Origin of the sequence: Methylobacterium sp. BTF04 (assembly GCF_010692745.1) — a bacterium.
Taxonomy (GTDB): Bacteria; Pseudomonadota; Alphaproteobacteria; order Rhizobiales; family Beijerinckiaceae; genus Methylobacterium.
The window spans coordinates 1-1,372 of the sequence record NZ_JAAHTB010000175.1; the positions used below are offsets into that span (position 1 = coordinate 1).

Annotated in this window: 1 protein-coding gene and 1 pseudogene; one reads left to right on the top strand and one right to left on the bottom strand. The window is 55.8% G+C overall.

Going from position 1 to position 1,372, the window contains the following annotated elements:
- Positions 1-248 precede the first annotated feature (248 nt).
- Positions 249-740 (top strand): hypothetical protein, encoded by a 492-nt coding sequence (locus tag G3T14_RS24130; RefSeq protein ID WP_204263052.1) that lies wholly within the window; start codon positions 249-251, stop codon positions 738-740.
- Here G3T14_RS24130 and G3T14_RS24135 read toward each other — a convergent pair.
- A pseudogene (locus G3T14_RS24135) lies at positions 730-1,372 on the bottom strand (IS5 family transposase); the annotation flags it as partial. The gene G3T14_RS24130 and the pseudogene G3T14_RS24135 overlap by 11 nt on opposite strands.

Sequence of the window (1,372 nt, forward strand, 5' to 3'; positions counted from 1 at the left end):
GCCTGCCAATCCTCACCCCAGTGTCAGCTTCGTTCTGACCACCTGAGCAATTACGGACATGGAGAAAATCCGGTCATTTTTGACAATAAAAAAGGCGTAAGAGTCGATTTGTCGGGTAATGTGAGAGATCCGTTTTTTTGGTAGAACGGTTAGTTTGAACGAAGTAAAGGCTGTAAAATATCTACCGGCAAAAAGGGAGTACCTCAAACAAGTATCCCAATATTCACAGCTTATTGGCGAAATACGCAGTGCCTCTGCGCCGTGGCGCGCGTTTGGAGCCATCGTACAAAAAGGTGGTCTTGCTGTTGGGGGGGGCCGGGGTCGCCTATAACGCCTATGGTACTTATGGTACTTATGGGAGCATCCGGGAACAATTGGGGTCTGGCGATATTGCCGGAGCGGCACGAACTGGTGCACAGTTCTACGGACTGCAGTTGGGCGGGTTCGGCCTTGGTCTTGCCGGAGCATTTGCAGGAAGCATTGTTGGAGGCCAGATTGGTGCAGCCATCGGCACGATTATCCCTATTACTTTCGTCGGAACTGCATTTAGTGTGGGGATCGGGGCTCTCGGTGGATATTTTGGTTCTCAGATTGGAGAAGGATTTGCCACAATAGAATACAATTCCCTTCTAGATTTAGTTAATCGAGGATTTGGTGCCAAAATAATTGCCGACAATGGATTTCCGGAAAGCATTCAGCTTCCATCAGGATCATATTTGCTTGGGTTTGTTAGCGTCTGATCCAATCGCACGCGGCTTTGAGGCAGAGGACGCCCATGACGCTGCGGGCGGTTTTTTCGTATCGGGTTGCGACGGCGCGCCATTCCTTGAGCCGCGCCAAGAAGCGTTCGACCTGATTGCGGTTGTTGTAGATCCAGTCCGGACAGGTGACCGGCGCCTCATTGCGCTTGCAGGGGATGCAAGGTCGCGCGCCGCGATCCCAGACCTGTTGGCGAAAGGCATGGCTGGCATAGCCGCGATCGGCCACGACCCACTTCGGAATGCCGGGTAGGCTGTCCAGCAAAGTGGCGGCATGAGGCAGTTCATGCGCCTGTCCGGGGGCCAGGACGAAGGCCACCACGCGTCCTAAGCCGTCGGCGACGACGCAGGCCTTGGTGCCGATGCTGCCACGAGAGCGCCCAAGCGCTTCATATACTTTCCGTTCAGCTTGAGAATCCCGTTTTTAGCGGCGCCCGCCGCCTTCTGGTGGGCGCGGATGTTCGTGCCATCGAGAAAGGTCATGCCAAGCTGCACGCCGTGCTCCTGCGCCAGGGTCAGCAGACACTCCCAGACTCCCAGTCGCGCCCAGCGGATGAAAGTCTGGGCCGCCATCCACCAGGGCCCCGGATCCGGAGATACGGAGCGTCACTTGG